The following is a 25392-nucleotide window of genomic DNA, read 5'->3' as shown; positions in this document are numbered from 1 at the left end:
CATGACGCGCAAACAGAAACGATTGTCGGTCATCGCCGGCGGGCTGGCTTTCCTGGGCGCGGCCACCGGGCTGACCTTCTATGCGCTTGGCCAGAAGGCGTCCTATTTCTACATGCCGGCCGACCTGACCACGGCAAGCGTCCAGCCTGGCCAGCGCATCAGGCTGGGCGGGCTGGTCGAAAAAGGCACCATCCAGCGCGGGCAGGGGGCGACGGTCGGCTTTTCGGTCACCGACACACACAAATCGGTCAAGGTGACCTATACAGGCATCCTGCCCGACCTTTTCCGCGAAGAGCAGGGCGTCATCACCGAAGGCACCTTCGGCCCGGACGGCGTGTTTGTTGCCGACAGCGTGCTGGCCAAGCATGATGAGCGCTACATGCCCAAGGAAGTGGCCGATGGCCTCAAGGCCAAGGGCGTCTGGCAGGAGAGCAAGAGTGAATAGCTCCGGCAGGAGAGCAATAGTCCATGGTTGAAACCGGACATTTCGCCCTGGTCCTGGCGTTTGCGCTTTCGCTGGTGCAGACGCTCGTGCCGCTGTTTGGCGCATGCCTGAACAACCAGCGTCTGATGGCCGTCGGCGGTCCGGTCGCGGTGACCGGCTTTGCCTTGACGGCGCTGTCCTTCGCGGCACTTGCGAGCGCCTATGCAAGCTCCGATTTCTCGGTGGCGAGCGTCTGGGAGAACTCGCATTCGCTGCAGCCGCTGATCTACAAGATCACCGGAACCTGGGGCAATCACGAAGGCTCGATGCTGCTCTGGGTGCTGATCCTGACCTTCTTCGGCGCGCTAGTCGCCGCTTTCGGCTCCAACCTGCCGGCGACGCTGCGCGCCAATGTACTTGCCGTGCAGGGCGCGATCGGCGCCGCGTTCTTCCTGTTCATTCTGGCGACGTCCAATCCGTTCGTCCGGCTCAATCCGGCGCCCATCGAAGGCCGCGATCTCAACCCGATCCTGCAGGATCTCGGCCTCGCCATCCACCCGCCGTTTCTCTATCTCGGTTATGTCGGCTTCTCGATCTGCTTTTCCTTCTCGGTTGCGGCCCTCATCGAAGGTCGCATCGACGCGTCCTGGGCGCGCTGGGTGCGGCCGTGGACGCTGGTCGCCTGGATGTTCCTGACCGGCGGCATCGCCATGGGATCGTACTGGGCTTACTACGAGCTCGGCTGGGGCGGCTTCTGGTTCTGGGATCCGGTCGAGAACGCCTCCTTCATGCCGTGGCTGGCGGGCACCGCGCTGCTCCATTCGGCCATCGTCATGGAAAAGCGCTCGGCGCTGAAGATCTGGACGCTGCTGCTCGCCATCCTCACCTTTTCGCTATCGTTGCTCGGCACTTTCCTGGTGCGCTCGGGCGTCTTGACCTCCGTGCATGCCTTCGCCACCGATCCGACGCGCGGCGTCTTCATCCTGTGCATCCTGACGCTGTTCATCGGCGGCTCGCTGGCGCTGTTTGCACTGCGCGCCTCCCGGCTGACGGCCGGCGGCCTGTTCCATCCGATTTCGCGCGAGGGCGCGCTCGTCCTCAACAATCTGTTCCTGACCACGGCGACCGCGACCGTGCTCGTCGGCACGCTCTATCCGCTGGCCGTCGAAGCCTTTTCAGCCGACAAGATCTCGGTCGGCGCGCCGTTCTTCAACCTCACCTTCGGACCGCTGATGGTGCCGTTGCTGCTGGTGGTTCCGTTCGGGCCGCTGCTGGCCTGGAAGCGCGGCGATGCCTTCGCTGTCGCGCAGCGCCTGATGGTGGCTTTCGCCGCAGCCCTGCTGGCGACGCTGGTCACCGTTTTGTTCATCGACGGCGCCTCGGTGTTCGCGGCCCTGGGCGTCGGCCTTGCCGTCTGGCTGATCCTCGGCGCGCTCACCGACCTCGCCGTCAAATCAGGGGTCGGCAATGTCGCAGCGGCGATCATGGTCAGGCGCTTGCTCGGTCTGCCGCGCTCGGTCTTCGGCACCGCCTTCGCCCACCTTGGCCTTGGCTTGACCACGCTCGGCATCGTCGGGACGCTTTGCTTCGGCACCGAAAAGATACTGTCGATGCATGCCGGCGAGACCGTCGAACTGTCCGGCCATACGCTGCGCTTCGTCGGGCTCTATCCGGCCCAGGGACCGAACTACGCCGAGGACCGCGGCCGCTTCGAATTGATCGGCGTCAGCGGCAGTCCTGTCGGCGAGATCAGCTCCGCCAAGCGGTTTTATCCGGTGCGGCAGATGACGACGACGGAATCCGGCATCAGGACGATCGGCTTCTCGCAGCTCTACATCTCGCTCGGCGATGAGGGCAAGGACGGTTCCGTCGTCGTGCGTCTGTGGTGGAAGCCGCTGGTGACGTTGATCTGGGGCGGCGGCCTGATGATGATGGCGGGCGCGGCGATGTCGCTGATGGACCGGCGGCTGCGCGTCGGCGCGCCGTCGCGGCGGCGCAAGCAGGCGAGCGCGGTGACGTCCGCGGGCCTGCCATGAATGCACGGCTTTCGCTGACCTCGATTGTCCTGCTGCTGGCGCTGTTCTTTGCCGGCACGGCCCTGGCGGTGAAGCCTGACGAGGTGCTGGCCGATCCGACGCTCGAGACGAGGGCGCGGGCGCTGTCGGAAGGCTTGCGCTGCATGGTCTGCCAGAACCAGTCGATCGACGAATCCGACGCCGACCTTGCCCGTGACCTGCGCATCCTTGTGCGCCAGCGCCTCGTCGCCGGCGATACCGACCAGCAGGTGATGGATTACGTCGTGTCGCGTTATGGCGAGTTCGTGTTGCTGAAGCCGCGTTTCGACCTGCGCAATGCGTTGCTGTGGGGCACACCTGTCCTGCTGTTGCTGGTGGGCGGCGTTTTCATCGTGCTGACCGCGCGGTCGCGCCGCTCGACGGCAACCAATGCGCTGACCACTGAGGAACAGGCGGCGCTGGACAAGATACTAGGCAATTAGCTCGGCCATTCCTCCGAGGGCCAGTCCCGCGACGTGTGAATGACGCGCAGGATAACGACGCTCTGACGGCCAGCGATCGGGCGCAACTCATAGGCAATGATGTAGGGCAGGCGGTCGATGAGCTTCTCATAGGTGCCTGTTACTCGGCCTGGCCGGCCCGTCGCCATATCACCAAGGCCTCGGCCCATTTCACGAATACGATCCGCGAGGCGTCGGGCGGCTGCAGGATTGTCCTGAGCGATAAAGGCAACTTGCTGCTTTAGATCGTCCAGCGCTTCTCGTGACCAGGCGACGAACCGCTTCACGCCTTGCCCAAGCGCCTGGCTTCCGCCGATTCGATGATCGCGTCGATTTCCGCCATGGCATCGTCGTGAGGCACGACACGGCCAGCCGCCGCGTCTTCCATGCCGCGTTTGATGCCTTCAATGATATCGAGTTCGCGATCGACGTAGGCCGAGACCGCCTCGGCGGCGAGGAACGATTTGCTACGCCGGGTGTCGGTGGCGATCCGCTCCAGCTTCAGCTTGGTTTCGGAAGAGACCCGGATGGTCATGGTGGTGCTTGCTGTCATTTATGAAAGCCTTGTGCTGAGTTGTGTACAAGATAGTACATCGGACCATCGCAACCAAGGGGTTTGTGCGTCCCTGACCCCAAACATTACCAAAGTTTCATGTGTCGGAAATGGCGCTGTAATGTGCGCCTCTCTAATTCTCTTTTCCCGAGGATGCCGATCAAGCAGCGTCCATTTGAAAGAGGATACGAGATCCATGAATATTGCCCCCCATTCATATTCCGTCACCCGCAAGCGTCTCATGGCTGCCGTCGCGTCCATTGCCGTGGCCGGTGCTATCGGCGTCGGCGCGCTGACCAGTGGAACCAGCCCTGTTCTGGCTGACGCCGTGCGCGTCGAGGCGCCGCAGGTGCCGGGCTTCGCCGATGTCGTCGAGCGCGTTTCTCCTGCCGTCGTCAGCGTCAAGGTCAAGGCCAAGATCCAGCCCGCGGCCGATGACGGTTCGGACCAGGGCGACGATCCGGACGGCATGAACAACATGCCCGACAATCCGCAGCTGCGCCGCTTCTTCAAGGAATTCCGTGGCTTTGGCGACCAGAACGGCCAGGGTGGCGGCAATCGCCGCTTCAACCACCGCGATCACAACAACGACCAGCCGCGGCCGGTTGCTCAAGGGTCGGGCTTCTTCATCTCCGATGACGGCTATCTCGTCACCAACAACCACGTCGTTTCGGAAGGCTCGGCCTTCACCGTGGTGATGAATGACGGCAAGGAACTCGACGCCAAGCTGATCGGCACCGACCCGCGCACCGATCTCGCCGTGCTCAAAGTCGACGGTGTCGGCAAGTTCACCTATGTCGACTTCGCCGACGATTCCAAGGTTCGCGTCGGCGACTGGGTGGTGGCCGTCGGCAATCCGTTCGGCCTCGGTGGCACCGTCACGGCCGGCATCGTCTCGGCCCGTGGCCGCGACATCGGCGCCGGCCCTTATGACGACTTCATCCAGATCGACGCTTCGGTCAACCGCGGCAATTCGGGTGGCCCGACTTTCAACCTCAACGGCCAGGTCGTCGGCATCAACACCGCGATCTTCTCGCCGTCCGGCGGCAGCGTCGGCATCGCCTTCGACATTCCCGCTTCGACCGCCAAGCAGGTCGTTCAGGACCTGATGAAGAGCGGTTCCGTGCAGCGTGGTTGGCTCGGCGTCGAAATCCAGCCGGTCACTTCCGACATCGCCGAATCGCTCGGGCTGAAGTCGCAGAATGGGGCGCTGGTTTCGAGCGCTCAGGACAATGGCCCAGGCAAGAAGGCCGGTATCACAGCCGGCGACGTGATCACCCAGGTCGAAGGCAAGGACGTCGCTTCGCCGAAGGAGCTGGCCCGGCTGATCGGCGCCTACTCGCCCGGCAAGCCGGTCGATGTCACCGTGTGGCGTGATGGCAAGAGCCAGACGATCAAGGTCGATCTCGGCACGCTGCCCTCAAGTGACAAGCAGGCGTCTGCCGACCAGCCGCAGCCGGCCGCTCCGGCGAAGCCAGATTCGCTCGCTGATCTCGGCCTGACCGTCACCAAGTCCGAAAACGGCAAGGGACTGGTGGTGACCGATGTCGATCCCGACAGCGATGCCGCCGATCGCGGCATCCAGCCGGGCGACGTCATTACGTCGGTCAATTCCAACGAAGTGAATGGCATCGAAGACGTCACCAAGGCGATGACCGAAGCAGTCAAGTCCGGCCGCAAGGCAGTGCTGATGCAGATCACCCGCGACGACACCAATCGTTTCGTCGCGCTGCCCGTCGCCAAGGGCTGACGCTGGCTCCGGAACCGGAGTTCGGTTTCGGAAGCCGTTCGACTTTTCCAGTGCGGCCGTTTCAAACACCCCCGAGCCGCCGCACGGGAAAGCATGGAGGAGTGCGCGTTAGTCAGTCATCGCGCTCTCCCCCGGCGGCAGCTGGCCTCCCATCGCCCGCTGCCGCACATTTTCAAAAGCGCTGATGCAACAACATCGGGAGCGAGGACTTATCGCGCACGGCTTCGGATGATCTTGATCGCGATGCGCTTTGGCAAAGGCCACAATGCAGATGTCTGCCACTCAACCTTCCGGCGAAATCGCGTATAACAGTCCTATGAAGATTCTCGTCATAGAAGACGATCGCGAGGCCGCGGATTACTTGCAGAAAGCCTTTGCCGAGGCCGGTCACACCGCGCATGTCGCCGGTGACGGCGAAACCGGCTTCGCGCTCGCCGATGCCGGCGACTATGACGTGATGGTCATCGACCGGATGATGCCGCGCCGCGACGGCCTGTCGGTCATTGCCGGCCTGAGATCCAGGGGCAACACGACACCGGTGCTGATCCTGTCGGCGCTAGGCGAGGTCGATGACCGGGTCACCGGCCTGCGCGCCGGCGGTGACGACTACCTGACCAAGCCCTACGCGTTTTCAGAGCTTCTGGCCCGCGTCGAGGTTCTGAACCGCCGCGCCAGTGCCAAGGAAGCGGAAACCGTCTACCGCGTCGGCGATCTCGAACTCGACAGGCTGTCGCATTCGGTCCGTCGCGCGGCGCGCGAGATCACGCTGCAGCCGCGTGAATTCCGCCTGCTGGAGTATTTGATGCGGCACGCCGGCCAGGTGGTGACGCGCACAATGTTGCTCGAAAATGTCTGGGACTATCATTTCGATCCGCAGACCAATGTCATCGACGTTCATGTCTCACGGCTGCGCGGCAAGATCGAAAAGGGCTTCGACAAGCCCATCCTGCACACGGTTCGCGGCGCCGGCTATATGCTGAAGAGCTAGCAGCAGCATGGCTCTTTCCGTGCCAGCCATCATGAAGACGACGGCAGCGCGGCTTTCGGCGCTCTACCTGCTGCTCTTCGCGCTCTGCGCGGTGGCGCTCGTCTTCTACATGACCTCGCTGTCGGCGCGCATGCTGACCGCGCAGACACAGGACACTATCAATGACGAGGTACTCGGTCTGGCTCGCGCCTATCAGCGCGGCGGCCTGCCGGTGCTGGTCCGCGTGGTCGAAGCGCGCTCGCGCCAGCCCGGCGCAAACCTCTATCTGATCGCCGACGCCAACGGCCAGATCCTGACCGGCAACGTACAGAGCCTGGAACCGGGCGTACTCGAAACCGAAGGCTGGACCTCGAGCCCGTTCTCCTATCAGCGTTTTGGCGAGGGAGAGCTCGAGCGTCTGCGCAATCTGCCCGCCGAGCAAGGTGCCACCACCCAACCCGAGCAGAGTGACGCGCAGGCGCAGGGCGAAAAGGGCCACAACGCCATTGCGCTGGTGCTCCGGCTGCCGAACCAGATGATCATGCTGGTCGGCCGCGACCTCGGCGAGCCGGAGCGGTTCCGCGCCGTCATCCGCCGCGCGCTGATGCTGGCGCTTGGCATGATGGGGCTTGGCGGATTGCTGATCTGGTTCTTTGTCGGCCGCGCCGCGCTGAAGCGCATCGACAGCGTGTCGGAAGCCAGCCGCCGCATCATGGGCGGCGACCTGTCGGGCCGGCTGCCGGTCACCGGCGCCGGTGACGAGTTCGACCGGCTCTCCGGAAACCTCAATTCCATGCTGGCCAGGATCGCCACGCTCAACGAAGGCCTGAAGCAGGTTTCCGACAACATCGCGCATGATCTGAAGACGCCGCTGACCCGGCTGCGCAACCGGGCCGAAGCGACGCTTTCGGGAAAGCACAAGACATCAGACTATCGGCAGGCGCTGGAAGGCACCATCGCCGAGTCCGACCAACTGATAAGAACCTTCAACGCCATCCTGATGATCTCCCGGCTGGAGGCTGGCTACTCCTCGGAGAACACCAATCGCGTCGATCTTGCGGAAGCCGTGCGCGATGTCGTCGAGCTCTATGAGCCGGTGGCGGAGGAGGCGGGCGTCTCGCTCGAGGCGGATGTCCGGGAGGCGACCTTCGTCAACGGCAACCGCGAACTGATCGGCCAGGCGCTGTCGAACATCGTCGACAACGCCATCAAGTATTCGACCGACGCCACCACCCAGCCGGCCGTACGGGTGGCACTTGAGCGAGCCGGTGCGGGCGTTCGGCTGTCGGTCGCCGACAATGGCCACGGCATTCCAGATGATGGCGACCGCGCCCGCGCCACGGAACGTTTCGTGCGGCTGGAGAAGAGCCGTTCGCAGCCGGGCTCGGGCCTTGGCCTCAGCCTCGCCAAGGCGGTCATGACGTTCCACAATGGCCGGCTTGATCTGTTGCCTGGCAATCCTGGACTATCCGTGGTCATGAGTTTCCCGGCACGGGAGGATCACTGATGAGCATGGCTGCAAAGCGGGTGGCGACGGATTGGCTGCTGAAGCCGGCGACCAGGCTTGCTCCGCTCGACGAGGGCCAGGCGCGGCAAGAACTGGCCGAGATCGCTTCCGTAGCACGCGAAGAAGGACTGACGCGGCTGGCCAAGTTCCTGGCCGGCAAAGGGGAGGGCCAGGATTTCCTCGCCGCCGTCTTCGATCTGTCGCCGTTCCTGCGCGATACGGCACGCCGCCGGCCGCAAATTCTGGACGGCCTCTTCGACCAGACGGTCGAGGCTCGGCTGCAAGCGATCGGCGCCGCCATCGACCGGGCCGATCTAGCCGAGGCGGTCTCCGAATCCGGCCTGATGATGGAGCTGCGCCAGTGGAAAGCCGAGGCGCATTTTCTGATCGCGCTGGCCGATCTTGCCGGCGAAGCCGAAACGGCGCTGACGGTGCGGCGGCTGAGCGACCTTGCCGATGCCTGCACCCGCGCCGCCGTCGACTTCCTGCTGCGCGACGCACATGGCCAGGGCAAGCTCAAACTGCCGGATCTGGACAATCCGTCGAAGCAATCGGGCTGGATCCTGCTCGGCATGGGAAAGCTCGGCGCGCATGAGCTGAATTTCTCGTCCGACATCGATCTTGTGGTTTTCTTCGACCCGGAAGCGCCCGCTGTCGTTGATCACCTTGATGCCACCGAGCTGTTCTCGCGCCTGACGCGCCGCCTGGTGCGCATCCTGCAGGACCGCACCGAGCACGGTTACGTCTTCCGCACCGATCTCAGGTTGCGTCCCGATCCCGGTTCGACCCCGCTGGCGATCCCGGTCGAAGCCGCACTGCGCTACTACGAGGCGCGCGGCCAGAACTGGGAGCGCGCCGCGATGATCAAAGCACGCCCGGTGGCCGGTGATCTGGCCGCGGGTGCCGCCTTCCTCAAGGAATTGCAGCCCTATATCTGGCGCAAATACATGGATTATGCGGCAATTGCCGACGTCCATTCGATCAAGCGCCAGATCCATGCCCACAAGGGCCACGGCGAGATCGCGGTGAAGGGCCACAACGTCAAGCTCGGGCGCGGCGGTATTCGCGAGATCGAGTTCTTCGTCCAGACACAACAGCTCATCGCCGGCGGACGCTTCCCGGAACTGCGTGGCCGTGAGACCGTGCCGATGCTCGGCCAGCTTGCGGCGCGCAGCTGGATCACCACTGAGGCGCGCGATGCGCTCGCCCGCCAGTACTGGTTCCTGCGCCGCGTCGAACATGCCGTGCAGATGGTTGCCGACGAGCAGACGCACACGCTGCCGGAAGATGATGAAGGGCTGGAGCGCATCGCCCGCATGCTGGGCTTCGTCGACGCTGCAGCCTTTTCCCAGGCGTTTCGCGCCTCGCTGCAGCAGGTCGAACGCCATTACGCTGCACTGTTCGAAACAGCCCCCGAACTGTCGACAGGCATCGGCAACCTGGTCTTTACCGGCGATGTCGACGATCCCGATACGTTGCAGACCCTGCATGGCCTCGGCTTTCAGCGGTCAAGCGACATCTGCCGGGTCATCCGCGGCTGGCATTTCGGCCGCTATCGCGTCACCCAGTCGGCGGAGGCGCGTGAGCGGCTGACCGAACTGACGCCGGCGCTGCTGCGCTCCTTCGGCCAGACGCGCCGGGCCGACGAAGCCCTGCTGCGCTTCGACGAGTTTCTCGCCGGCCTGCCGGCCGGCATCCAGCTGTTTTCCCTGCTGCAGTCCAATCCGGCCCTGCTGAAGCTTCTGGCGACGATCATGGGTGCCGCCCCCGGCTCGCGGCGATCATCACTCGCCGGCCGCATGTCTTCGACGGCTTGCTCGACCCGGCCTTGCTGACGGAACTGCCGGACCGCGCCTATCTGTCGGCGCGGCTGTCCGCCTTTGTCGAGGGCGACCGGCTCTATGAGGACGTGCTTGACCGGCTGCGCATTTTTGCCTCTGAGCAGAAGTTCCTGATCGGCGTCAGGCTGCTCGCCGGCTCGATCGATCCGGCGCGCGCCGGCCGTGCCTTTTCCGATCTGGCGGATCTCACCATCGAGGCGGCGTTGCAGGCGGTAACGGCCGAATTCGCGGCGCGTCACGGCACGATTGCCGGCGGCGTGGTTTCGCTGCTCGGCATGGGCAAGCTTGGCAGCCGCGAGCTGACCGCCGGATCGGATGTCGACCTGATCCTGCTCTACGACCACGCGCCGGATGCAGAGGAGTCCGATGGCGACAAGCCGTTGGCGCCTTCGCATTACTACACCCGCATGACGCAGCGGCTGATCGCGGCCGTGTCGGCGCCGACGGCGGAGGGTGTGCTCTACGAACTCGACCTGCGCCTGCGGCCATCCGGCAACAAGGGTCCGGTGGCCACCCATATCGATGCCTTCAAGAAGTATCAGCGCCAGGAGGCCTGGACGTGGGAGCACATGGCGCTGGCGCGAGCACGCGCCATTGCCGGCGACGCCAGCTTGTGCGGCGAGGTTGAAGCGGAAGTGGCGGCGGTGCTTGGACAGCCGCGCGACGCCGCCAAGGTGATGGCCGAGGCCTCGAACATGCGCGCCATGATCGAAAAGGAAAAGCCACCGCGCGATCTCTGGGACATCAAGCTGATCCCCGGCGGCCTGATCGATCTCGAATTCATCGCTCAGCTGGCCGTCATCACCGGGCAGGTCGGGGCCGAGCCGCGCGTTACGGGCACCGCCGGGATCCTGTCGCGCTTGGCACCGGGCTTCGCCGATGCCGGGACCAGACAGGAGCTTGGCGACGCCTATGCGCTCTATCTGGCGCTGACCCAGATGACACGGCTGTGCCTCACCGGAGCCTTTGAGCGTGATGATGTTCCGCCGGGGCTTTCGGATCTGCTTCTGGCGGTGACCGACCTGCCGGATTTCGGTGTGCTGGAAGCACACCTCAAAGAGACGTCGCAAAAGGTCAGGAAGGATTTTGATCTTTTGCTTCGTGCCGGACGGCCGTGATGAACGGCCTGCCGGACCGCATCGGGGGTGACGATGCAACAGGAGAAAGACCATGAGAAAGTCAACGAAACTTGCCCTTGCCTTCGTAGCCTTGGCCGGAGCCGTCGGCACCACGGCCTATGCCGAAAACAATATCAGTGAAAAAATGCGCGAGGGCACGATGATGCGCCTCAGCAAGGCGATGAGCGATTCCGGCGGCACCATCACCTTCGACCAGTTTTCCGACGCCATGAACGCGCGGCTGAAGAAGCTCGTCGCCGACAATGGCGGCAAGCTGACCGTCGCCCAGCTCGCCGATGCGCTTGAGAAGGCACGTTTCGAGCAGATGGCCAAACGTATCATCGCCCGCTACGACACCAAGGGCGACGGCACGCTGACCACAGACGATCTCACCAGTCGTGAGAAGAAGGTCTTCGCCATGCTCGACAGGAACAATGACGGCAAGATCGAAAAGAGCGAATTGCCGAAGGGCGGCCGCTTTGGCCGCCACCGTCAGTGGAGTGACGACGGCGACGACAGCGATATGCAGTGAGGCCGTCTGAAGCAGGCTCCGGCGGTGTCAGTCGAAGCCTGCTGCTCAGGCCGCGACCCTGATCGCCGGCGCGGCCTTCTTCACCGGGATGCGCACCGATACGATGGTGCCGACACCCTCGCTCGAACGTATCTTCAGCGCGCCGCCCTGGAGTTCAGCGAGCGAGCGCGAGATGGCGAGGCCGAGGCCGGACCCGGCGTGGCTCTTGGAGAACTGGTTCTGCACCTGTTCGAAGGGCCGTCCGAGCTTGCCGAGCGCATCCTTGGGGATGCCGCAGCCATTGTCCTCGATCGTCAGCACCAGCGCGCCGGATGTGTTGCGCGCCCTGACCGATATGTGACCGCCCTGGCCGGTGAATTTCACCGCATTCGACAAGAGGTTGATGACGATCTGCTTGATCGCACGGCGATCGGCCACCAGCGTCAGCGCGTCGGCGATGCGTGTTTCCACGGTGATGGCCTTTTGCGCCGCCTGCAGCGAGACGACGCGAACCGTCTCGCTGATCAGCGGGCCAAGGTCGATCTCTTCCCGGTCCAGCGAGAACTGGCCGGCCTCGATCTTGGACATGTCGAGAATGTCGTTGATGACGCCCAGCAGATATTTGCCGCTGCTGTTGATGTCGGTGGCATATTCCTCGTAGCGCTCCGATCCGAGCGGGCCGAACAGCCCCTGTTCCATCAGTTCGGAGAAGCCGATGATGGCGTTCAGCGGCGTGCGCAATTCATGTGACATGTTGGCCAGGAATTCGGATTTGGCCCGGTTCGCCGCTTCGGCCCGTTCGGTTTCCTTCATGTATTTGCGGTTGAGGTCGACCAGTTCGCGCGAACGCTCCTCTTCGGCCCGGCGGGCGAGGCTGAGATCATGGATCGTCGCCATCAGCCGGCGCTCGCTGTCGACCAGCTTCTCCTGGTGCAGCTTGATCTGGGTGATGTCGGAGCCGACCGAGACGATACCGCCGTCCCGGGTCTTCAATTCGTTGACCTGCAGCCAGCGGCCATCCGCCAACTGGCGCTCGAAAGTGGCGCCGCCTTGCAGTCCGCTGGTGTTGGCAAGCCGCCGCTCGGAAGCAAAGGCCAGCATGCGTTCTTCCAGTGCCGCACGGGTGACGCCCGGCATCACGTCGCGGTCCGAAAGCCCGTTATCCTGCTGGTATTTGGAATTGCACATGATCAGGCGCTGCGCCGAATCCCACAGCACGAAGGATTCGTTGATGTTCTCGATCGCCGTTCTGAGGCGAAGGTCGGCCGCCTCGGAACGCAGCGCCAGATGGCGCTGTTCGGTGACGTCGACAGCGATGCCGATCAGCTGGATCTCCGGGGCCTCCGGATCGATGACTTGTGCCCGGGCGCGCATCCAGACCCATTGGCCGTCGGAATGCCGCATCCGGAACACCTGGTCGATATGGTCGATCTCGCGTGCGACAATCCTGTTGGCGAGCTCGAACAGGTCGCCGTCTTCGGGATGGATGATCTGATCGACCTCGCCGAAGGACAGCATCGTGTCGCAGGGCTTGTAGCCGAGCATGTCGTACATCGAGCGCGACCAGTACATCTTGCCGCGCACCATGTCCCAGTCCCATAGGCCGCAGCGGCCGCGCACCAGCGCCATGTCGATGCGCTGATGCGCTTCGAGGTAGATGCGGTCAGCCGCCTGCGCACGCGCCGCCTGGCCGAAATAGGCATAGAGGATGACGATCAGCACGCCTGCCGTCAGCACGAACAGGGTGACGTTCAGCGAAACAGTTTTGCGCCAGCCATCGAAAACCGCGTCCTGCGGCACCAGCGCCGCCGACGCGCCCTTCCGGCCACTCGCCAGGCTGACCGCCGCATACCAGTCGCGTCCGTCGATGTTGACGTCCATGACGCCGGCGCGATCGCCGAACATGAACAAGGGCTGGCCGCCTTCGACAAGGCCGTCGAGCGAATGGCCCTGCCATGGCACCGAGCGCGGTGTCACCGCGACGATCTTGAAAGCACTGTCGGTGATGACGAGCACATGGCTGCGGCCCATCGCGCCCTGACGGCTGGTGGTCTCCAGCAGATCCTGGATGGCGCCAGGCAACGTATCCGAGGTGGTGGCAAGCGAACTGGCCAGCTGGCCCGCCGCCAGCGTCAGTATCGCCTTGGCGTTGCGCTCGATATCGTCACGCTCGTTCATCAGCGACAGGACGCGCAGCGCTGCGATGACGATCAGGAAAGTGATGATGAGGACGGGTATCGATCGGCGCAACAGCGGCTCGGCGGCCAGAAGCCGCCGGTAGGCCGGTTCGGCGATGAGCCGCGTATTCCCGGCAAGGCCGTCGCTGCGCGTCTCGCGATGCGCAAAAGCCGTCCCTCCGGGCGCGCCCCACGCGTCCGCCTTCGCCATAAATGGCACTCCCCGAATTTGCCTATGCTGCTTGTTGATCCGGCAAACGCCGCACATCCGAATCGTCAGTAAAGAATCAAAGGTGATTCGCCTTGTCCAGTGGTCCGGCGAAAAAAGATTAAAAATCGACTAAAATAGTGCCGAAACGGCTGATCGGCTCCTTCAGGAGCGTGAGGTTATCACGACAGGACCCGACAGGCTCCCCTTGCTCTTCGTTGACAGATTGTAGTTTATAAACGACGTCCATGTCGAATTGAGTGAATGACATGGTTGAAAAACTGACAACCTTTGATCCGGCGGAAGGCCTGACCTCCGATGAGGCCATTGCGGCCTTCATGGCGGAAGCATTTGCTTCCGAGGATTCCGGCTATATCGCGCATGCGCTGGGGGTCGTAGCCCGCGCCAAAGGCATGGCCCAGATAGCGAGCCAGACGGGGCTTTCGCGCGAACAGCTCTATCGCTCGTTCAGTGAGAACGGCAATCCGACCCTGAAAACGACGATTGCCGTGATGAAAGCGCTCGGGATCGAGTTGACCGCAAAGCCCCAGTCCCATCAGCCGGGACTGGGTTAACGGGTGCTTGAAGAGATTGCGTATTCACGCCAGCGTGCGTTCGACGATGTCCCTCAGATCCGCTGACAGGTTTTCGGCGCCGGCGATCGACAGCAGCGCTTCCCTGGCCTTGGCTTGGCGACCAGGTTCGAGCGAACGCCAGGATCTGAGCGCCGTCGCCAGCCTTGCCGCCACCTGCGGGTTGCGTTTTTCGACCTCGAGCACAGTCTGAGCAAAGAACCAGTAGCCTTCGCCGTCAGCACGATGGAAGCTGGTCTGGTTGGCGCTGGAGAAGGTGCCGATCAACGAGCGCACCCGGTTCGGATTGCCCATCGAGAAGGCCGGGTGGCTGGTCAGGGCCTTCACTGTGTCGACGGTTTGCGGCCCCGGAACGCTGGCCTGGATCTGGAACCATTTGTCCATGACAAGCGGGTCGGAGCCATAGGCCGTCTCGAAAGTCGCCAGCGCCTCGGTCGCCTCGGGCGAACCGTGGTGACGATGCGCGAGCACGGCAAGTGCTGCCGCGCGGTCGGTCATGTTGGTCGCGGATTGGAAATGCCCGGCGGCAAGTGCCGCTCCGCCCGGCTGCAGCGCCAGATAATCCAGCAGGGTGTTGCGCAAGGCGCGTCGTCCGGCGCTCGCCGCGTCAGGGCTGAACACTGCCTTGTCGGCAAGGCTGAGGTAGAGGCCCGAAAAAGCATCATGGTTCGCAGTGCCGATCGCCAGCGCCAGCGCCTCGCGAGCCGCATAGATGGCATTGGGGTCGATATTCCTGCCGATGTCGCGGGCAATGTCGGCTTCGCCCGGCAGGGCCAGCGCCAGTGCTCGATAGGCCGGCTCCAGCGTCTCGTCGCCGGCGATGCTGCCGGCGAGTTCGATCAGCCGCGGCGCAAAGGCCGGCTGCTTGCCGCCGAGGATCTCGCGGAAGGCTGATATCAGCGCATCGGTCAGCAATGTGTTGAAGGCCTGCCAGCGCGAGAAGGCGTCGCTGTCATGGCGGGCGAGGAAGAACTGGTCGTCGGCTTTCTGCTCGACCGACAATGTCACCGGCGCCGAAAAACCGCGGTTGAGCGAGACGGCCGGGCGCTCGGTGACGCCTGAAAACCGCACCATGTGGCGGCGCTTGCGGACATGGATGACGCCATCCTCGACACTGGCGCCCTCGACGCCGCTATACGCCACGGGCTTGCCGCCGGCGCCGATCAGGCCGAAGGCAAGCGGGATGTGCATCAGCCGCTTGCGGCTTTCGGAGGGTGTCGGCGGCACCGACTGCTCGATTTCGAGCGTGAACTCGCGCGCAGCCGGATTGTGCGTCGAACTGATCGTCAAATTGGGCGTTCCCGCCTGATGATACCAGAGCGCGAACTGCGACAGGTCGCGGCCGGACGCATCCTCGAACACCTTGATGAAATCCTCGATCGTCGCCGCGTCACCGTCGTGCCGTTCGAAATAGAGGTCCATGCCGGCGCGAAAGACGTCGGCCCCGAGAATTGTGCGGATCATGCGCACCACTTCGGAGCCCTTCTCGTAGACCGTCGCCGTGTAGAAATTGTTGATCTCGCGGTAGCGGCGCGGCCGCACCGGATGCGCCAGCGGGCCCTGGTCCTCGGGAAATTGGTGGGCGCGCAAGGTGCGCACTTCGGCGATGCGCTTGACCGAGCGCGAGCGCTGGTCGGCGGAGAATTCGTGGTCACGGAAGACCGTCAGGCCTTCCTTCAGGCAGAGCTGGAACCAGTCGCGGCAAGTGATTCTGTTGCCTGTCCAATTGTGGAAATACTCATGCGCGATGATCGCCTCGATATTGGCGAAATCGGCATCCGTCGCGGTCTCCTGATCGGCCAGCACATATTTGTCGTTGAAGATGTTGAGGCCCTTGTTCTCCATCGCGCCCATGTTGAAGTCGGACACGGCGACGATGTTGAAGACGTCGAGATCGTATTCCCGGCCAAACGCCTCCTCGTCCCATTTCATCGACCGCTTCAGGGCGTCCATCGCGTAGCCGGCCAGCTTCTCCTTGCCGGGCTCGACATAGATGCCGAGCTCGACCGTGCGGCCCGACAGGGTGACGAAACTGTCGGTGAGCTGGCCGAGATTGCCGGCCACCAATGCGAACAGATAGGACGGCTTGGGGAAGGGGTCGTGCCAACTAGCATAGTGCCAGCCGTCGCCAAGGTCGCCTCTGTCGACCAGGTTGCCGTTGGACAGGAGCAGCGGCGCCTCGTCGCGCATTGCCTCTATGCGCACCGTGTAGACAGACAGGATGTCGGGTCGATCGAGGAAATAGGTGATGCGGCGGAAGCCTTCGGCCTCGCATTGCGTGCAGTAGACATGGCTCGAGCGGTAGAGGCCCATCAGGGCTTCGTTGCCGGCCGGCGCCAGCTCGGTCTCGATGAGCAACTGGAAGCGGCGTGCGGCCGGCGGCTTGAGGATGGTCAACTGGTCTGGGCTCGCCAGCAGATCCGCCGGTTTTACCTTCTTACCGTCGATCTCGATGCGCTTGAGCGTCAGGCCGTCGCCGTCGAGCACCAACGGCGCCGACGCGGAGACGCCGTCACGACGCTCGACCGTGAGCAAGGCGGTGACGTGCGTTGCGTCTGGCGAAAGGCGGAAGGTGAGGTTGGTTTGCGGAATGAGGTAGTCGTTGGGGCGATAGTCTTCGAGCTTGAAGACCTGGCCGGTGTCCGTGCGCATTCCGTGGGTTTTCCTGTCGATGGCCTTGGCGGCGGATTGTGTCCGCTGGTCCAAGAAATTTGAAGTCCGCGCTCTTTACACGAAACCGCCCCTCGACAAAACTGAGGCAATGCCTATTTCAGGCGTTCCTTCTCCCGTTATCATCACGAGGCATCCATGACCGTCGTCACACCGAAATTCGGCATGGGCGCCTCGGTGCTGCGGCGCGAGGATGCCGCCTTCATCCAGGGGCAGGGCCGCTATACCGACGACATCCAGCCGGCTGGCGTCCTGCATGGCTATGTCCTGCGCTCGCCGGTCGCCAAGGCCAGCTTCACCCTCGGGTCGACCGAGGCGGCGAAGACGGCGCCCGGCGTGCATCTGGTGCTGACCGGCAAGGATCTTGCCCATCTCGGCGATCTCAAGTCCGGTGTGATGCAGGAACAGCCGGATGGCACCAAGGCGCCGACGCGCGACATACCGATCCTGTGCCGCGACCGGGTCAACTATGTCGGCGATGCCGTTGCCTTCGTTGTCGCCGACAGCCGTGCCTTGGCGCAGGATGCCGCTGAATTGATCGACGTCGACTATGACAGCGAAGATGCGGCCTCCGGGACGGCGACGGCACTTGCCGAAGGCACGCCGCTGGTCTGGCCGGAGCTCGGTTCCAACCGCGCCTTCACCTACCATATGGGCGACAAGAAGAAGACCAAGGCGGCTTTCGCCAGGGCCGCCCATGTCACCCGCATCGAATTCGTCAACAACCGGCTGGTCTGCAACTATATGGAGCCGCGCTCGGCGATCGGCGAGTGGAACGGTGAGGAAAACCGCTTCGTGCTGACCACGGGGTCGCAGGGCGTGCATTCCATGCAGTACATCCTGGCCGCCCTGTTCAAGATCAAGAAGGCCCAGCTGCGCGTCATCACGCCCGATGTCGGCGGCGGTTTCGGGCCCAAGAGCTTCGTCTACCGCGAGTATCCGCTGGTGCTGGAGGCGGCAAAGCGGCTTGGCCGCCCGGTCAAATGGGCCGGCGACCGCACCGAACATTTTTTGACCGACGCGCAAGGCCGCGACAATTTCGTGACGGCCGAGATGGCGCTGGACAAGGATGGCCGCTTCCTCGGCATGAAGGTGGACCTGCTCGCCAACATCGGCGCCTATATCTCGCAATATGGCCCGTTCATTCCCTATATCGGCGTCACCATGTCGACCGGCGTCTATGATATCCAGGCGCTCGACGTCTCGGTCACCGGCCTTTACACCAACACCTGCCCGGTCGATGCCTATCGCGGCGCCGGCCGGCCGGAAGCAGCGTTTCTGCTGGAAAAGCTTGTCGATGCCTGCGCCCATGATCTCGGCCTGCCGGTCGAAGAGATCCGCCGCCGCAACTTCATCCGGCCGGAGCAGTTTCCATACCGAACGCAGACCGGCCGCCTCTACGACAACGGTGAATTCGAAGGCCATATGGAGCGCGCCATCGAGCGGTCCGAATGGAAAGCGTTTCCGGCCCGGCTGGCGCAGTCGAAGGCCAACGGAAAGATCCGCGGCCTCGGCATGGCGACCTATATCGAGGCCTGCGCCTTTCCGGGCTCGGAACCCGCCTTTGTTGAACTGAATGGCGATGGCACGGTGACGCTGAAGATCGGCACCCAGACCAACGGGCAGGGGCATGCCACCGCCTATGCGCAGTTCCTGTCGGAAAAGCTCAATCTCGACATCGACAAGATCCATGTCCGCCAGGGCGACACCGACGAATTGAAGGCTGGCGGTGGCACCGGCGGCTCACGCTCCATTCCGCTGGGAGGTGTATCAGCCTCCCGCGCGGGCGAGGATCTGGCCAACAAGATCAGGCGCATCGCCGCCGATGAACTGGAGGCCTCTGCGGGCGACATCGAACTGTCTGATGGTGTTGCCCGCATCGTCGGCACCGATCGCACGATCGATTTTTCCGCCATCGCCAAGGCCGCCAAGACGCCGGATGATCTCAAGGGCTTCGGCGAATTCGTGCAGGACGAGTGCACCTATCCCAACGGCACCCATATCTGCGAAGTCGAGATCGACCCCGACACCGGCGCCACCGAGATCGTCCGCTACACCATCGTCGACGATTTCGGCGTCACCGTGAATCCGATCCTGCTCGCCGGCCAGGTGCATGGCGGCGTCGTGCAAGGCATCGGCCAGGCGCTGACCGAGGACACCATCTATGGCGAGGACGGACAACTTTTGACGGCAAGCTTCATGGACTACGCCATGCCGCGCGCCGACAATTTCCCGTTCTTCCATTTCGAAACCCGCAACGTGCCGTCGACGACCAATGCACTCGGCATCAAGGGAGCAGGCGAGGCCGGCACCATCGGTTCGACACCGGCTGCACTCAATGCGGTGACCGACGCGCTCTGGCGCGCCTATGGCGTCAGGCACATCGACATGCCGGCAACGCCGGCGCGCATTTGGGCAACCATCCAGGAAGCAGCGGGAGCGTGACAGCGGGCCCCGGCAGCCCCGTAGCCAGCGACCACGCCGGCGGGCATAACACGCTCACCGGCATTGTGCTCAAGATCGTGTCGGTGGCGGTCTTCGTCGGCATGCAGACCTGCATCAAGGCCGCGGGCACCGTTCCGGCGGGTCAGATCGTCTTCTTCCGCTCCTTCTTCGCCATCTTCCCGATCATCGCGTTTCTGGCTTTCAAGGGGAAACTCGGCACTGCGTTCACCACCAAGCGTCCGTTCAATCACATCGCCCGCGGCCTTGTCGGTGTCTGCGCCATGGGGCTTGGCTTTTTCGCGCTGACCCGGCTGCCGCTGCCGGAAGCGATCACGCTGAACTATGCGCAGCCTTTGCTGGTGGTGGTGTTCAGCTCGATCTTCCTTGGCGAGGCCATCCGCGTCTATCGCTGGAGCGCGGTCGCGGTCGGCCTGGTCGGCGTGCTGATCATTTCGTGGCCGGAGTTGACGCTGCTGAGTTCCGACGAGGCGCTCGACGACCAGGAAGTGCTTGGCGTCATGGCCGCTCTTGTCGCGGCGGCGATCTCGGCCGTCGCCATGCTCTTGGTGCGCAATCTCGTGCAAAGCGAGCGCACCGCGACCATTGTGCTGTGGTTTTCGGTGACGGCGAGCGTCATGTCGTTGCTGTCGCTGCCGTTCGGCTGGCAGATGCTGACACCGCTCCAGGCGGCTCTCCTGGTTGCCGCCGGCTTCTGCGGAGGCCTCGGCCAGATCCTGATGACGGCGGCCTATCGCCATGCCGAGGCCTCGGTCGTGGCGCCGTTCGAATACACCTCGATGATCCTCGGCGTCGTCGTCGGCTATCTCGTCTTCGGCGACGTAGCCACGCTGAACATGCTCGTCGGCGGCCTGATCGTCGTTGCCGCCGGGATTTTCATTATCTGGCGCGAACGCCAGCTTGGCCTGGAGCGCACCCGCACGCGCAAGGCGTCCCTGCCTGAAGGGTGATTACGACAGTCCGGCCCGCTCCTTCGCCAATCGCACCAGCACCGTCCTCGTCTGCTCATCGGCCGGGAAAAACGATTCGATCGCCAGCTCCGACAGCGTCACATCGAGCGGTGTGCCGAACACGGTGATGGTGCTGATGAACGACAGCACTTGGTCGCCATGCGCCAGCCGGAGTGGGTGCACGATGGCGTTCGGCTCGACGGACACCGGCCGGCTGCCCTTCAGGCCTGACGGATAGCTGCGCAGTTCGCGCTCAAGGTCAATCAGTACCGGGTCGCCGCTGGCGTCATTCTGGTGTTTCAGGCGCTCAAGGAGATGGGTGCGCCATTCCTGGAGATTGACGATGCGTGGCGCTATGCCGCCGGGATGCAGGCTGAGGCGAAGCACGTTGACCGGCGGCGTCAGCAGCGACGCCTCGCTGACATCGGCAAGGAAGGGAGCGATGGCGGCGTTGGCCGAAACCAGGTTCCAGTGGCGGTCGACAGCCAGTGCCGGGAACGGCTCATGCCCTTTGAGCACGATCTCGACCGCCGCCATCGCCGGTGCCAATGTCGCGTCGCCAAGCGAGCGCTCGCCAAAGCTGGGGGCAAAGCCGGCGGCGAGCAGCAATTGATTGCGCTGCCTGAGCGGGATCGACAGCTGCTCGGCCAGATGCAGCACCATGTCGCGCGAGGGCGCGGCGCGGCCGCTTTCGACGAAGCTCAGATGTCGCTGCGATATCTCGGCTTCCATCGCGAGGTCGAGCTGTGACATACGGCGGCGCGTGCGCCATTCGCGGATGAGACTGCCGGCGGAAGTTTGGGCTGTTGTCATGAGGGCATGGTTAGGCCGAGAGGAGACGTATTTCAATTACCTCGGAGGTTATCGGTACGGCATCCACATTGGAGATTAGCGAAAGAGGGAGATTGGCCAATCAACCAACTTCCCGCAGCTTCGCCTTCACTTCGAGGAAATCCCGCCACGCCAGCTTCTTGTGCGAGGGCGTCCGCAACAGATAGGCCGGGTGCAGCGTCGGCATGGCCGGGATGGCGATGCCGGACGCCGTCGTGTGGACGCGCCAGTTGCCGCGCAGCCGCAAGATGCCTTCCGAGGTGTTGAGCAAGGTTTTTGCCGACGGGCCGCCGAGGTTGATCAGCACCTTCGGATTGACCAGTTCGATCTGCCGCTCGATGAACGGCCGGCATATCTCGGTCTCGTGCGGCGTCGGCGTGCGATTGCCCGGCGGGCGCCACGGAATGACATTGGCGATATAGACAGATGTGCGGTCGAGCCCGATCGCGGCCAGCATGCGATCGAGCAGCCGGCCGGAACGGCCGACGAAGGGCAGCCCCTCGATGTCCTCGTCGCGGCCGGGCGCCTCGCCGATCAGCATGACGGCTGCTTCCGGGTTGCCGTCGGCGAACACCAGGCTCTTGGCGGTGGTCTTGAGATTGCAGCCGTCGAACGCCGCCATGTGCTGGCGAAGCTCGTCCAGCGTCGTTGCCGTCGTCGCCAACTGGCGGGCCAGTGCTGCCTGCGCTTCGTCGGGAACCGCAGTCGTCGCAGACGGCGACCGCGCAACGGGTGGTGCATTTGCTCTGTCCCCGGCTTCGCCGCGGGACACGGTCGTCGAACGCTGCGGTGCGGCGGTGTCGCCCGAAGGCGCCGCCGTCGGCACGCGCTCCACCGGCTTTGGCGCAACCTCGGCGAACCGATTCACCGGCTGGTCTTCGAGCGCCTCGTCAACGCCCACGCTGGCATAAAAGGCCAGCAGGTCGGCGATATCAGGTCTGTTGTTGGGGGAAGCGGCAGTCATGTCGGCACATTCGTCCGCATGACGGCAATTTGCAAGGCTGGCTGCTTGCTCTACCCCGTCGGTATGCGGGGATCTTGCACCAGATAGAAGGTCCATCTGGGCGTATAGTCGGTCATCAGGAATTCGAATCTGGCGGTTTTCAGCGGGTCGACCTTGCCATTCCTGAACAGCAGCCGGTCATAGGGTTCGAAATCGCGATCGAAATCGGCGAAATTGCTCGACCAGATGTTGTCAGGCGTCTTGTTGCGCTGGTCGAAGGAAAGCCCGTCGCCGAATACGCTCGGCTGGTTCAGGATCTCCTGCAGTTCGAACTGGAATTCGATCCAGGCCTGGCCGCTGTTGTTGAGCACGTCGATGCGCATATACATGATGCCGTTGGCGAATTCGCCGGCCGGACCGAAAGCCTGGATCGGCTTTGTCGTGCGGATGGTCAGCGTCACCGGCGTTGACGAATTGAACTCTTCGGTGATGACCAGCGGATCATCCTTCGTTCCGATACCTGAAGCGCCGGTGATGTGGAAGCCGCCAAGTTCGTCGGAGAAGGAGTAGGCTCCCGTCGCCCAGACTTTCACCTCGTCCGCGGCGGCGTGACCCGGCGCCAGCATCAGAAGGGCCAAAAGGAGCGCCCGGCGGGTCCGGCCGGGCGGGAAAAGAAAGCGCGTCGATGAAAAGCCGGCTGGCCCAGGAATGCGCATGGCGTGAAGTATGGCCGATAAGCAAGCCGTCGAACAATTAAAAACGCAAGCGCCCGGTGCAATGCCGGACGAAAAGCACGCGCCTGGCCTTGCGATGCGCGACTTTTTGGCCAAAACCGGATTGTCACGTATGCGCCGGTTTCCTGTCGCCAATTGATGCGCTATGCAGCGCAGGAGCCAGCAAGATACCCGAATGGGATAGGCCAGTGCGGAGGGGTTGATGAGCGACATCGAACGCGAAAGCATGGAATTCGACGTGGTTATCGTCGGCGCCGGCCCGGCCGGCCTCGCCGCCGCCATCCGCCTCAAGCAGGTCAATCCCGAGCTCTCGGTCGTCGTCCTGGAAAAGGGCGGCGAGGTTGGCGCTCATATCCTCTCCGGCGCCGTCGTCGATCCGATCGGCATCGACCGCCTCTTGCCGGGCTGGCGCGACGAGGAAGGCCATCCCTTCAAGACGCCGGTCACGGCAGACCATTTCCTCGTCCTTGGCCCTGCCGGCTCGTTCCGTCTGCCCAACATCCTGATGCCGCCGCTGATGAACAATCACGGCAATTACATCGTCTCGCTCGGCAATGTCTGCCGCTGGCTGGCTGCTAAGGCCGAGGCGCTCGGCGTCGAGATCTATCCGGGCTTTGCCGCCGCCGGCCTCATCTACAATGAGGAAGGCGCCGTCACCGGCGTCGTCACCGGCGATATGGGCATCGAGAAGGACGGCACACACGGCCCGGGCTTCGCACCGGGCATGGCGCTGATGGGCAAATATGTGCTGATCGGCGAGGGCGCGCGCGGTTCGCTCGCCAAGCAATTGATCGCCAAATACAAGCTTTCCGATGGCCGCGAGCCCGGCAAATACGGCATCGGCCTCAAGGAACTCTGGCAGGTCAAGCCGGAGAACCATCGGCCGGGCCTGGTCCAGCACTCTTTCGGCTGGCCGCTCGACATGAAGACTGGCGGCGGCTCCTTCCTCTACCATCTCGAGGACAATCAGGTGGCGGTCGGCTTCGTCCTCCACCTCAACTACAAGAACCCATATCTGTCGCCGTTCGAGGAATTCCAGCGCTTCAAGACCCATCCGGCGATCGCAGGCACTTTCGCGGGCGCCAAGCGGCTCGGCTATGGTGCGCGCGCCATCACCGAAGGCGGCTGGCAGTCGGTGCCGAAACTGTCCTTCCCCGGTGGCGCGCTGATGGGCTGTGCGGCGGGCTTCGTCAACGTGCCGCGCATCAAGGGTTCGCACAACGCCGTGCTGTCCGGAATGCTGGCGGCCGAGCATGTCGCCGAGGCGATCGGTGCCGGTCGTGCCAATGACGAGCTTTCCTCCTATGAGGCGGCCTGGCGGGCGACCGATATCGGCAAGGACCTGAAGAGGGTGCGCAACGTCAAGCCGCTATGGTCGCGCTTCGGCACCATCGTCGGTGTCAGTCTCGGCGGCCTCGACATGTGGCTGAACACGCTGTTCGGGATCTCGCCCTTCGGCACGCTGAAGCATGGCAAGGCCGACTATGCGACGCTCGAGCCGGCCGCCCAACACAAGAAGATCGCCTATCCGAAGCCCGATGGCGTGCTGACCTTCGACCGGCTGTCCTCGGTGTTCCTGTCCAACACCAACCATGAGGAAAACGAGCCGGTCCATCTGCTTGTCGGCGACATGGAGCTGCAGAAACGTTCCGAGCACGACGTCTTTGCGGGACCCTCGACACGCTATTGTCCGGCCGGTGTCTACGAGTGGGTCGACAAGGACGGCAACGCCGCCGCCGATCCCGGGGCCAAGGACGTGCGCTTCGTCATCAACGCGCAGAACTGCGTCCACTGCAAGACATGCGACATCAAGGATCCGAACCAGAACATCAACTGGGTGCCGCCACAAGGCGGCGAAGGCCCGGTCTACCAAGGCATGTAAGCCACGCGCCGACCGGGCCGCCTCGGCCGCCGCAAGCAAAAGGCCGGCGAAGGCTCGGGTCTGCCCCGAAATATTAGGACTGTTGAAACTGCCGCGCGCTTATGGTTCCATCTTCTGACGATACGGAGATGGCCAATGCGCTTGGCGGTTCTGGCATGTCTTTTGACGATCGGCGCGCTGTTCGGTTCCGCTCCGGCGGCCTCGGCCGGCACAAGGGTGGTCGTCAAGACGCGGACCTATGATATCACCGGGACCACGGGTCTGGCGCTGATGGAGGCGATGGACCGCAAGGGGCCGAAGCACGGCTTCATGACGCACGCCATCGCCCAGACCGGCTACACCGTGGATTGGGACCTTGACGCCGGCCAGGACAATGGCGTCTGCCGTCTGCGGCGCGCCAACGGCACGCTCAATCTCTTCTATACGTTTCCGCATGTCGCTTCGGCCACCCCGCCGGCGCTCCAGAAGCGCTGGACGCGGTTCTTCGCCGGCGTCCGCGCGCATGAAGAAACCCATGGCCGTATCGCCAGGGAGATGATGCGCGCCACCGAAAGGTCGATCTCCGGCCTCAGGATTGCCGATGACCGGTCCTGCTACAAGACACGCCGCGAGGCGCAGCGGCGTATCAGGGCCACCTATGCCGCATATGAGGCCAAGCAGATCGCTTTCGACGCCCGCGAGCATCGCAACGGTGGCCATGTCGAGCATCTCGTCGCCGCTCTGATCAAGCCTTGATCTTCTAAGCGCGTCGCGTT

The 25392-nt window shown here is 63.6% G+C and carries 20 protein-coding genes and 1 pseudogene; 14 read left to right on the top strand and 7 right to left on the bottom strand.

What is annotated here, in order from left to right; translation table 11 throughout:
- Position 1: 1 nt before the first annotated feature.
- From ccmE to HB777_18235, 3 genes are read left to right on the top strand one after another with little or no spacing between them, the layout of a single operon-like run.
- Positions 2 to 445, top strand: a complete 444-nt coding sequence (gene ccmE / locus HB777_18245; protein ID QND65657.1) for a cytochrome c maturation protein CcmE — start codon at positions 2 to 4, stop codon at positions 443 to 445.
- Between the two features lie 23 nt (positions 446 to 468).
- Entirely contained in the window at positions 469 to 2460 is a 1992-nt protein-coding gene (locus tag HB777_18240; GenBank protein ID QND65656.1) for a heme lyase CcmF/NrfE family subunit, read from the top strand.
- Positions 2457 to 2921, top strand: a complete 465-nt coding sequence (locus HB777_18235; GenBank protein QND65655.1) for a cytochrome c-type biogenesis protein CcmH — start codon at positions 2457 to 2459, stop codon at positions 2919 to 2921. The genes HB777_18240 and HB777_18235 overlap by 4 nt, the downstream gene beginning before the upstream one ends.
- Here HB777_18235 and HB777_18230 read toward each other — a convergent pair.
- Both HB777_18230 and HB777_18225 read right to left on the bottom strand, forming a co-directional pair.
- Positions 2918 to 3226 (bottom strand): type II toxin-antitoxin system RelE/ParE family toxin, encoded by a 309-nt coding sequence (locus HB777_18230; GenBank protein ID QND65654.1) that lies wholly within the window; start codon positions 3224 to 3226, stop codon positions 2918 to 2920. The two genes, HB777_18235 and HB777_18230, sit on opposite strands and share 4 nt — an antisense overlap.
- Positions 3223 to 3492 (bottom strand): CopG family transcriptional regulator, encoded by a 270-nt coding sequence (locus tag HB777_18225; protein QND65653.1) that lies wholly within the window; start codon positions 3490 to 3492, stop codon positions 3223 to 3225. Before HB777_18225 ends, HB777_18230 begins: the two co-directional genes overlap by 4 nt.
- A 196-nt stretch (positions 3493 to 3688) precedes the next feature.
- Here HB777_18225 and HB777_18220 point away from each other — a divergent pair, with 196 nt between their 5' ends.
- The 5 genes and pseudogenes from HB777_18220 (at position 3689) to HB777_18200 (ending at position 11207) form a co-directional block, all read left to right on the top strand.
- Positions 3689 to 5242, top strand: coding sequence for a Do family serine endopeptidase (locus HB777_18220; GenBank protein ID QND65652.1), 1554 nt, complete (start codon positions 3689 to 3691; stop codon positions 5240 to 5242).
- Positions 5243 to 5558: 316 nt separating this feature from the next.
- A complete protein-coding gene (locus tag HB777_18215) occupies positions 5559 to 6230 on the top strand; it encodes a response regulator transcription factor (GenBank protein ID QND65651.1) in 672 nt (223 codons plus the stop codon).
- Between the two features lie 7 nt (positions 6231 to 6237).
- A complete protein-coding gene (locus HB777_18210; GenBank protein QND65650.1) occupies positions 6238 to 7716 on the top strand; it encodes a HAMP domain-containing histidine kinase in 1479 nt (492 codons plus the stop codon).
- A pseudogene (locus HB777_18205) lies at positions 7716 to 10675 on the top strand (bifunctional [glutamine synthetase] adenylyltransferase/[glutamine synthetase]-adenylyl-L-tyrosine phosphorylase). The gene HB777_18210 and the pseudogene HB777_18205 overlap by 1 nt, the downstream one beginning before the upstream one ends.
- A 52-nt stretch (positions 10676 to 10727) precedes the next feature.
- Positions 10728 to 11207, top strand: coding sequence for a hypothetical protein (locus tag HB777_18200; GenBank protein QND65649.1), 480 nt, complete (start codon positions 10728 to 10730; stop codon positions 11205 to 11207).
- A 45-nt stretch (positions 11208 to 11252) separates the two neighbouring features.
- Here the strand turns inward: HB777_18200 and HB777_18195 are convergent, their stop codons facing one another.
- Positions 11253 to 13574: a PAS domain-containing protein gene (locus HB777_18195; protein ID QND65648.1), complete on the bottom strand. Its 2322-nt coding sequence runs from the start codon at positions 13572 to 13574 to the stop codon at positions 11253 to 11255.
- A gap of 266 nt (positions 13575 to 13840) precedes the next feature.
- On the opposite strand from HB777_18195, the gene HB777_18190 reads away from it, so the two are divergent.
- Positions 13841 to 14146 carry a putative addiction module antidote protein gene (locus tag HB777_18190; protein ID QND65647.1) on the top strand — a complete coding sequence of 102 codons (306 nt, stop codon included), beginning with the start codon at positions 13841 to 13843 and terminating at the stop codon, positions 14144 to 14146.
- A 24-nt stretch (positions 14147 to 14170) separates the two neighbouring features.
- Here HB777_18190 and pepN read toward each other — a convergent pair whose 3' ends face one another.
- The gene (gene pepN / locus HB777_18185; protein ID QND65646.1) at positions 14171 to 16816 is read right to left on the bottom strand and encodes an aminopeptidase N; all 2646 of its coding nucleotides are present in this window, start codon (positions 16814 to 16816) and stop codon (positions 14171 to 14173) included.
- Positions 16817 to 16972: 156 nt separating this feature from the next.
- On the opposite strand from pepN, the gene HB777_18180 reads away from it, so the two are divergent.
- Positions 16973 to 19279: a xanthine dehydrogenase family protein molybdopterin-binding subunit gene (locus tag HB777_18180; protein ID QND65645.1), complete on the top strand. Its 2307-nt coding sequence runs from the start codon at positions 16973 to 16975 to the stop codon at positions 19277 to 19279.
- Positions 19276 to 20247, top strand: coding sequence for a DMT family transporter (locus tag HB777_18175; protein ID QND65644.1), 972 nt, complete (start codon positions 19276 to 19278; stop codon positions 20245 to 20247). The genes HB777_18180 and HB777_18175 overlap by 4 nt, the downstream gene beginning before the upstream one ends.
- On the opposite strand, the gene HB777_18170 is transcribed toward HB777_18175, so the two are convergent.
- From HB777_18170 to HB777_18160, 3 genes are all read right to left on the bottom strand, one after another.
- Positions 20248 to 21060: a helix-turn-helix transcriptional regulator gene (locus HB777_18170; protein ID QND65643.1), complete on the bottom strand. Its 813-nt coding sequence runs from the start codon at positions 21058 to 21060 to the stop codon at positions 20248 to 20250. It lies immediately after the preceding gene.
- A gap of 100 nt (positions 21061 to 21160) precedes the next feature.
- The gene (locus tag HB777_18165) at positions 21161 to 22042 is read right to left on the bottom strand and encodes a uracil-DNA glycosylase (GenBank protein QND65642.1); all 882 of its coding nucleotides are present in this window, start codon (positions 22040 to 22042) and stop codon (positions 21161 to 21163) included.
- A 50-nt stretch (positions 22043 to 22092) separates the two neighbouring features.
- Positions 22093 to 22659 (bottom strand): hypothetical protein, encoded by a 567-nt coding sequence (locus tag HB777_18160; GenBank protein QND65641.1) that lies wholly within the window; start codon positions 22657 to 22659, stop codon positions 22093 to 22095.
- Positions 22660 to 22747: 88 nt separating this feature from the next.
- Between HB777_18160 and HB777_18155 the strand changes: the two genes are divergently transcribed.
- The 3 genes from HB777_18155 to HB777_18145 all read left to right on the top strand — a co-directional run bounded on the left by HB777_18155 (position 22748) and on the right by HB777_18145 (position 25372).
- Positions 22748 to 22894: a hypothetical protein gene (locus HB777_18155; protein ID QND65640.1), complete on the top strand. Its 147-nt coding sequence runs from the start codon at positions 22748 to 22750 to the stop codon at positions 22892 to 22894.
- A gap of 63 nt (positions 22895 to 22957) precedes the next feature.
- The gene (locus tag HB777_18150; protein ID QND65639.1) at positions 22958 to 24637 is read left to right on the top strand and encodes an electron transfer flavoprotein-ubiquinone oxidoreductase; all 1680 of its coding nucleotides are present in this window, start codon (positions 22958 to 22960) and stop codon (positions 24635 to 24637) included.
- A gap of 135 nt (positions 24638 to 24772) precedes the next feature.
- Entirely contained in the window at positions 24773 to 25372 is a 600-nt protein-coding gene (locus HB777_18145) for a DUF922 domain-containing protein (protein ID QND65638.1), read from the top strand.
- Positions 25373 to 25392 lie beyond the last annotated feature (20 nt).

Source organism: Mesorhizobium loti (genome assembly GCA_014189435.1).
GTDB classification, from domain to species: domain Bacteria; phylum Pseudomonadota; class Alphaproteobacteria; order Rhizobiales; family Rhizobiaceae; genus Mesorhizobium; species Mesorhizobium loti_G.
This window is presented reverse-complemented; position numbering and strand designations above follow the sequence as displayed.

What these genes read in the sequence shown, in the direction of transcription:
- HB777_18190 (QND65647.1), top strand. Translation starts at nt 13,841, where the DNA reads ATGGTTGAAAAACTGACAACCTTTGATCCGGCGGAAGGCCTGACCTCC.
- HB777_18200 (QND65649.1), top strand. Translation starts at nt 10,728, where the DNA reads ATGAGAAAGTCAACGAAACTTGCCCTTGCCTTCGTAGCCTTGGCCGGA.
- pepN (QND65646.1), bottom strand. Translation starts at nt 16,816, where the DNA reads ATGCGCACGGACACCGGCCAGGTCTTCAAGCTCGAAGACTATCGCCCC.
- HB777_18215 (QND65651.1), top strand. Translation starts at nt 5,559, where the DNA reads ATGAAGATTCTCGTCATAGAAGACGATCGCGAGGCCGCGGATTACTTG.
- HB777_18180 (QND65645.1), top strand. Translation starts at nt 16,973, where the DNA reads ATGACCGTCGTCACACCGAAATTCGGCATGGGCGCCTCGGTGCTGCGG.
- HB777_18225 (QND65653.1), bottom strand. Translation starts at nt 3,492, where the DNA reads ATGACAGCAAGCACCACCATGACCATCCGGGTCTCTTCCGAAACCAAG.
- HB777_18235 (QND65655.1), top strand. Translation starts at nt 2,457, where the DNA reads ATGAATGCACGGCTTTCGCTGACCTCGATTGTCCTGCTGCTGGCGCTG.
- HB777_18155 (QND65640.1), top strand. Translation starts at nt 22,748, where the DNA reads ATGGCCGATAAGCAAGCCGTCGAACAATTAAAAACGCAAGCGCCCGGT.
- HB777_18165 (QND65642.1), bottom strand. Translation starts at nt 22,042, where the DNA reads ATGACTGCCGCTTCCCCCAACAACAGACCTGATATCGCCGACCTGCTG.
- HB777_18150 (QND65639.1), top strand. Translation starts at nt 22,958, where the DNA reads ATGAGCGACATCGAACGCGAAAGCATGGAATTCGACGTGGTTATCGTC.
- ccmE (QND65657.1), top strand. Translation starts at nt 2, where the DNA reads ATGACGCGCAAACAGAAACGATTGTCGGTCATCGCCGGCGGGCTGGCT.
- HB777_18195 (QND65648.1), bottom strand. Translation starts at nt 13,574, where the DNA reads ATGGCGAAGGCGGACGCGTGGGGCGCGCCCGGAGGGACGGCTTTTGCG.
- HB777_18170 (QND65643.1), bottom strand. Translation starts at nt 21,060, where the DNA reads ATGACAACAGCCCAAACTTCCGCCGGCAGTCTCATCCGCGAATGGCGC.
- HB777_18210 (QND65650.1), top strand. Translation starts at nt 6,238, where the DNA reads ATGGCTCTTTCCGTGCCAGCCATCATGAAGACGACGGCAGCGCGGCTT.
- HB777_18240 (QND65656.1), top strand. Translation starts at nt 469, where the DNA reads ATGGTTGAAACCGGACATTTCGCCCTGGTCCTGGCGTTTGCGCTTTCG.
- HB777_18220 (QND65652.1), top strand. Translation starts at nt 3,689, where the DNA reads ATGAATATTGCCCCCCATTCATATTCCGTCACCCGCAAGCGTCTCATG.
- HB777_18145 (QND65638.1), top strand. Translation starts at nt 24,773, where the DNA reads ATGCGCTTGGCGGTTCTGGCATGTCTTTTGACGATCGGCGCGCTGTTC.